Raw genomic sequence first — 6,722 nt, forward strand, 5'->3', positions numbered from 1 at the left:
CACCTCCGTGTCCGAGTCCTCCCCGGCGCCCAGCACCTCGGTTCCCGAGGAGTCGGAGGAGCCGGACCCGGAGCCGTCCGTCTGTGAGGACACCAAGGTCGACGTCAGCTTCACCGGTCTGCCGGGCAAGATCGCCGTGGGCAGCGGCTGGCACAAGTTCTCGCTGAACGTCCTCAACTCCTCGGACTCGACGCTCCAGGACCTCGACTTCCTCGCCGGTGCCTCCGGCGACAAGGACGGCACGGACCTCTTCAAGAGCAAGCAGGTCCAGCTTCAGGCCTGGGACCCGGACGCGAAGGTCTGGGACAACGTCGACGAAGAGGGTTACGCGGTCGGCTTTGTCGGCTACACCGACGAGCTCAAGCCCGACTACGAGGTCAACGTCCCGCTGCGCGTCAACGTGAAGTCCACCGCTCCGGTCGGCTCGGCCTTCTCGCTCGGTGCGACGATCTACGGTGACGCCGACGCGGAGTGCACGGGCTTCGGCGAGGTCGCGTACAAGTTCCAGATCGTCGCCGCGGGCACGGACACCGACGGCACCAAGCCGCAGGAAGGCGGCAAGGCTCCGATCACGGAGCAGAAGCCGGACAAGAAGACCACGCCGCAGGTCGTCGGCAACCTCGCCGAGACCGGTTCCAACTCCGCCCTGCCGACCATCGGTCTCGTCGGCGGCGCCGCCGTCGTCGCCGGTGTCGGCGCGGTGTTCGTCGTGCGCCGCCGGAAGGCCGGCGTCGACGCGTAAGCGCTCCGCTGGGGGCGCGGTGGGGATCTGCGGGCCGGTGGGGGCCGGTCGCGCAGTTCCCCGCGCCCCTGGATAAGGGGCTGCGCCCGCTTTATTCAGGGGCCCGCGGCTGAATGGGCGTGACTCGCTTTGCGTAAGACGATGAAGGACCTGCGCTCGGAGGGGGGTGCAGGTCCTTCGTTGTTCCCGGGTCGGGGTTACTTCTTCGGTGGCATCGTCGGCATTCCCAGGAACGGCAGTCTCAGTGCGCCGAAGGCGTCCTCGGGGACTGCGGGGGCGAGGGGGGCGACCGGCTTCAGGCGTTCGTATGCCGCGCTCTGGGCCGGACGCGGGTCCGCCTCACCCTTGTTGGGCCAGTACGACATCGCGCGCTCGGCCTGTGCGGTGATGGTCAGGGACGGGTTGACGCCCAGGTTCGCGGAGACCGCGGCGCCGTCGACGACCGAGATGCCCGGATGCCCGTACAGCCGGTGGTAGGGGTCGATGACACCCTCGTCCGCGGACGCGCCGATCGGGCAGCCGCCGAGGAAGTGAGCGGTCAGCGGGGTGCCCATCAGCTCGCCGACGTTCGAGCCCGCGAAGCCGTTGATCTCGGCGGCGATCGCGGCGGCGCCCTCCGAAGCGGCCCTGATCTGCTTGGGGTTGGGGGCGCCATGGCCCTGACGTGCCGTCAGCAGGCCTTTGCCGGCGCCCTTCGGCTTCAGGTACGTCGTCAGGGAGTTGTCGAGGGACTGCATCACCAGGCCGATGATGGTCTTCTCCGACCAGCGGCGGTTGGAGATCGAACGGCCCACCAGGAGCGGGTGTTTCACGGCGTTCAGGAGCCAGCCGAGGACCCTCGACGAGCCCGCGCCTTTCGCGTAGGGGACCTGGATGATCGACAGGCTGCCCATCGAGTTCGAGCCCTTGCCGTAGCGGACGGGCTCGATGTGGGTGTTCGCGTCCGGATGGATCGAGGACGTGATCGCGACCCCGCGGGTGAAGTCGACCTTCGCCTCTCCGGTGACCTTGCGGTAGCGGCGGTCACTGGTCTGCGCGCCCACCAGGGCCTCGGAGTTGGTGCGGGTCAGCTCGCCCAGCCTGCCCGAGAGGTACGGCAGTTGACCGCTCGCCCTCATGCGGTGCAGCAGGGTCTGGGTGCCGTACGTGCCGGCGGCGAGGACGACCCGGCGGGCCTTGAAGGTCCGGCCCCGGCCCTTGCGCCGCTGGTCGGTCGGGAGCGTCGCGACGGCGTAGCCGCCCTGTGAGTCGTCGGTGACGGAGACGACGGTGGTCATCGGGTGGACGACCGCGCCCGCCTTCTCGGCGAGGTACAGGTAGTTCTCGTTGAGGGTGTTCTTCGCTCCGTGCCGGCAGCCCGTCATGCACTCGCCGCACTCGTTGCACGCGGCGCGGGCCGGTCCCGCACCGCCGAAGTACGGGTCCTCGACCCGCTCTCCCGCCGCGGCCTTCGCGGTCCCGTCGGCGTCCTCGCCGTCACCGAAGAAGACACCGACCGGCGCCATGTGGAAGCTGTCGCCCACGCCCATCCGCTCGGCGGCCGCCTTGAGATGGACGTCCGAGGGGGTCATCGTCGGGTTGAGCCGCACGCCCAGCATCCGCTGGGCCTGGTCGTAGTACGGCTTCAGCTCCTCCTGCCAGTCGGTGATGTCCTTCCACTGCGGGTCCTCGAAGAAGGGCTTCGGCGGTACGTAGAGGGTGTTGGCGTAGTTGAGCGACCCGCCGCCTACGCCCGCGCCCGCCAGCACCATCACGTTGCCCAGGAGATGGATGCGCTGGAGGCCGTACATGCCGAGTCTGGGCGCCCAGAGGTAGTTCTTGATGTCCCAGGAGTTCTTGGGGAGCGTGCCCGGGGTGAAGCGGCGGCCCGCTTCCAGGACACCTACGCGGTAGCCCTTTTCCGTGAGGCGTAGGGCGGTCACCGATCCGCCGAAGCCGGAACCTACGACAATGACGTCGTAGTCGTAAGTGTCCTGAGGCACGTGTGCTCCTCGTTGAGTGTCCGTGCAGGTTGTGTGTGGCTGGTCGCGCTCACGCGGCGGAGCCGCAAATCGATACAGTCCCGCGCCCCTGAAGGGGCGCCTACCGGAACCGGAATGCCTTCATCACCCTCAGACTCCGGCTCATGAACTGCGCGTACTTCTCGTCGTCCATCCCCAGCGACGGGCCCATCGGCAGCAGCCGCTGCTGGGCGACGGTCTGCGCCTCGGTGTACTTGAGGATGCCCTCGGAGCCGTGCCGGCGGCCGAGGCCGGAGTCCTTCATGCCGCCCATCGGCGACTGGACGCTGCCGTACGCGGGCGCGTAGCCCTCGTTGATGTTGACCGTCCCGGTGCGGAGCCGGGCGGCGACCTTGGCACCGCGGCGGCCGTCCTTCGTCCAGACCGACGAGTTGAGGCCGTACGGCGTGGAGTTGGCGAACTCGACCGCCTCGTCCTCGTCCTTGAAGCGGTAGAGGGAGACGACCGGTCCGAAGGTCTCCTCGTTGCACACGGCCATCGGCGCCTCGACGCCGTCGAGGATGGTGGGCTCGAAGAAGTACGGACCGATGTCCGGGCGCGCGACACCGCCCGCGACGAGCGTCGCCCCCTTGGCGACAGCCTCCTCGACGTGCCGGGTCACCGTCTCCAGCTGGCGCTCGCCGACCAGCGAGCCCATCTCGGCGCCGTACGCGAGGGACCTGCCGAGCCGCATCGCCTTCGTACGCGCGGCGAACCGCTCCATGAAGGCGTCCGCGACCGACTCATGGACGTACAACCGCTCGATGGAGATGCAGAGTTGGCCCGCGGACGAGAAGCAGGCGCGGACCGCGCCGGCCGCCGCCTTGTCGAGGTCGGCGTCCTCCAGGACCAGCATGGCGTTCTTGCCGCCGAGTTCGAGGGAGACGCCGATGAGGCGGGCCGCCGCGCCCTGGGCGACCTCGCGGCCCGTACGGGTGGAGCCGGTGAAGGAGACGTAGTCGGCGTGCTTGACGACCTCCGGGCCGACGACCGGGCCTTCACCGAGGACGACCTGGAAGACGTCGGCAGGCAGGCCCGCCTCGATCAGCAGGTCGCGGGCCCAGAGGGCGGTGAGGCAGGTCTCGGTGTCGGGCTTCATGACGACGGCGTTGCCCGCGACGAAGGCGGGGAGCGCGTCGCCGACGGAGAGCTCCAGGGGGTAGTTCCAAGGGGCGATCTGGCCGACGACACCGCGGGCGTGACGCAGTTCGGTGACCTTGGTGAGGGTCGGCATGGCGCCCGCGTGCCGCTTGGGCCGGAGGTAGGAGGGGGCCCTGCGGCCGTAGTGCCGGGCCGCGACGACCACGGCCTGCACCTCCTCGTGCGCGTGCAGGCGGGCCTTGCCGGTCTCCAGCTGGATCAGGTCGAGGACCTCGGCCTGGCGGGCGAGCACCAGGTCGTGGAAGCGGAGCAGGACGGCGGCGCGCTGCCGGACGGGCGTCGCCTCCCAGACGGACTGGGCGGCGCGGGCCCGCTCGAAGGCCTGCTCCACGTCCTCCGGAGTGGACTCGGGCAGGTCGGCCAGCTTCTCGCCGGTGAAGGGCGTGTGGTTGGCCGTGCGGCCGGAGCCGACCACGCCACGCGTGAGCTGGGCGATCAGCTCCGGCGTGACCACGTCGGCAGCCGTGCGGGCGCCCTCGGGGGCGGGCGCGAGAGGGTTGGTGCCGGTCTGTGCCGGGGCCTGTTCCGGGGCTTGCGAGTCCGTCATGAGCCGCAGGCTATGCCCGGTCGGGGCGCTTTGGGTACCCGGCGGTAACAGGGTTTCACGGAGTACACACACGACGCCAGTGACCACTGGCAAGGAATGACCTGATCAGGGAGGTGTCCAGCGACGATCAGTGCCCGGCCGAAGGATCGGCGCGCGGCGACCACTTCCTGGTCCCGCCGATCTCAAGACGGTCGCGCGCACCCTTGTAGACCGCCGTGCCCTGTTTCTCGTTCGACGTCCCCTTCGGCATGTCCACGCGCAGCTCGTACATCCGGTCGTCGTCGGTGCGGATCATCAGCTCCATGACGCGGTTCGGCGTACCTCTGTTGACATAGGTGGTGTCGACGAGCACGGCCTCGTACCCGTGGAAGGACGTCCGCGTGAACTGCGACTTCGACTCCCCGTATCCCGCCCAGGCGTCGGCCGACTCCTTGGCCTCGTCCATCGGCGAGCGCGGCGCCTCGTCCCACTGGGTGAGTCGGACCTGGATGATCTGGTCGTCGTCGTAGATCGCCGTGAGCGGGTCGTCGGCGGCGTCGCCCGGCTCGCTGACGCGTGCGTACTGCCCGGGGAGGGAGAGGACGGCGTTCAGTTCCGTCTCCTCGTGGGCGACCCAACTGTCTTCGGGAGAAGTTGAGTTCTGGCCCGCCGTGATGGGCGCCGACGGACTGCCCCCTGCGACGGTTGCGTCGCCGTCGTCGTCGGTGAGCGAGGTGCCGAGCCAGACTCCGCCCGCTATGAGGACGGCGCCGCCGAGCGTGCCCGCGGCCAGGCGGGCGGCGGAGCGCCTGCGTTCGCGGGGTACGGCGTCGGGGAGTACGGCCTCGGGCGGTTCCTGCGAGGTGAGCGCCGGCGTATCGCCCGCCTTCGCCGGGGTGGGCGCCTTCGCCATTTCGGACGTCTCGTCCGGATCCGGGGTGGACCCCGGGTCCGGGGTGGAGGGCCGACCGAGCCGTACGGTCCCCGCGTCGTCCGCGAACTCCCGCAGCGCGGCGGCATTCTGGGGAGCCGCCAGGGCCTCCCGCGGTACGGGCCATCCCTCGGCCACCGCCTCCAGTACGGCCGTGACCTTCTCCGCGTCCGGTCTCTCGGCCGGGTCCTTCGCCAGGAGCCGCACGATCAGCGGTCCGAGTGGCCCCGCCCGCTCGGGTTCCGGGAGTTCGGCGGACAGGATCGCGGCGAGCGTGGACTCCGGCGACGTACGCCGGAACGGGGACCCGCCCTCGACGGCGGCGTACAGCAGGACACCCAGGGACCACAGGTCGGAGGCGGGTCCGGCGCCGCGCCCCGACATGCGCTCGGGCGCGATGAACTCCAGCGAGCCGACGAACTCGCCGCTCACCGTGAGGGATTCCTCGCCCTGGATGTGGGCGATGCCGAAGTCGGTGAGGACGACCCGGCCATGCCGTCCGAGCAGCACGTTGGCGGGTTTCACGTCCCGGTGCACGATCCCGACGGTGTGCGCGGCGTCGAGGGCGCCCACAACGGCCAGCCCGATGCGCGCGGCCTCGGCAGGGTCGAGGGCGCCCTCCTGCAGCACCTCTTCGTACAGCGACCTCCCCCGGATCAGCTCCATGACGATCCAGGGGAGCCCGTCCTCGACGACGACGTCATGGATGGCGACGGCGGCGGGATGATCGACGCGAGCGGCGGCCCGCGCCTCGCGGTAGAGCCGGTTGGCGGCCCGCTGATGGACGGCGTCCTCCGGATCGCCGGGCAACCGCGGCTGCTTGACGGCGACTTCACGCTCGACGAGCTCGTCGACGGCCCGCCATACGGTGCCCATGCCCCCGGAGCCGATGCGCTCGGCCAACCGGTAACGGCCGCCGATCAGACGCCCCGCCTCATTGCTCATGTCACATGATTACCGTGCTGGGCCGATCCCTGTCGACGTCCGCCCGAAGCCGCGCCGAAGACCTGCCGCCGCGCCCCGGGCGGGAGCGCCGTCAGCCCCTGGGGCGGGCCTGGTCCCGGTCCCAGTCCCGGTCCCGGGAAGAGGTCCGGTGCTTGGGAAGCGCCGTACGTCCCACCGCCGCCGCGAGCTTGCGCAGTCGGCGCCAGTCCATGGGCGGCTTGGGCTCCGGGACGCCGGGCCGGTTCCGGGGAACACGGACGCGCAGGGCGCCGGGCTCGATACGGCACCGGACCGGCGTGGGAAGGAGCAGGGCCTCGCCGTCGACGCCGACCTCGATCTCCGGGCGGTCGGCGGCAGACCGCCGACGACAACCAGCTCTGGAACCTGGAGGTGCAGGTCGAGAAGGGCGGGCCCGGC

4 protein-coding genes and 1 pseudogene are annotated in these 6,722 nt (G+C 70.6%); 1 reads left to right on the forward strand and 4 read right to left on the reverse strand.

The window, feature by feature from the left end:
* Positions 1 to 7: 7 nt before the first annotated feature.
* Positions 8 to 742, forward strand: a complete 735-nt coding sequence (locus AB0I18_RS44360) for an LAETG motif-containing sortase-dependent surface protein (protein ID WP_363111475.1) — start codon at positions 8 to 10, stop codon at positions 740 to 742.
* Positions 743 to 939: 197 nt separating this feature from the next.
* Here AB0I18_RS44360 and AB0I18_RS44365 read toward each other — a convergent pair whose 3' ends face one another.
* The 4 genes and pseudogenes from AB0I18_RS44365 to AB0I18_RS44380 all read right to left on the reverse strand — a co-directional run.
* Positions 940 to 2,724 carry a GMC family oxidoreductase gene (locus AB0I18_RS44365; protein ID WP_363111476.1) on the reverse strand — a complete coding sequence of 595 codons (1,785 nt, stop codon included), beginning with the start codon at positions 2,722 to 2,724 and terminating at the stop codon, positions 940 to 942.
* Positions 2,725 to 2,824: 100 nt separating this feature from the next.
* Positions 2,825 to 4,450 carry a succinic semialdehyde dehydrogenase gene (locus AB0I18_RS44370; protein WP_363111477.1) on the reverse strand — a complete coding sequence of 542 codons (1,626 nt, stop codon included), beginning with the start codon at positions 4,448 to 4,450 and terminating at the stop codon, positions 2,825 to 2,827.
* A gap of 127 nt (positions 4,451 to 4,577) precedes the next feature.
* Positions 4,578 to 6,305 (reverse strand): protein kinase, encoded by a 1,728-nt coding sequence (locus tag AB0I18_RS44375; RefSeq protein WP_363111478.1) that lies wholly within the window; start codon positions 6,303 to 6,305, stop codon positions 4,578 to 4,580.
* A gap of 91 nt (positions 6,306 to 6,396) precedes the next feature.
* A pseudogene (locus AB0I18_RS44380) lies at positions 6,397 to 6,722 on the reverse strand (hypothetical protein); the annotation flags it as partial.

Origin of the sequence: Streptomyces sp. NPDC050704 (assembly GCF_040654355.1) — a bacterium.
Taxonomy (GTDB): Bacteria; Actinomycetota; Actinomycetes; order Streptomycetales; family Streptomycetaceae; genus Streptomyces.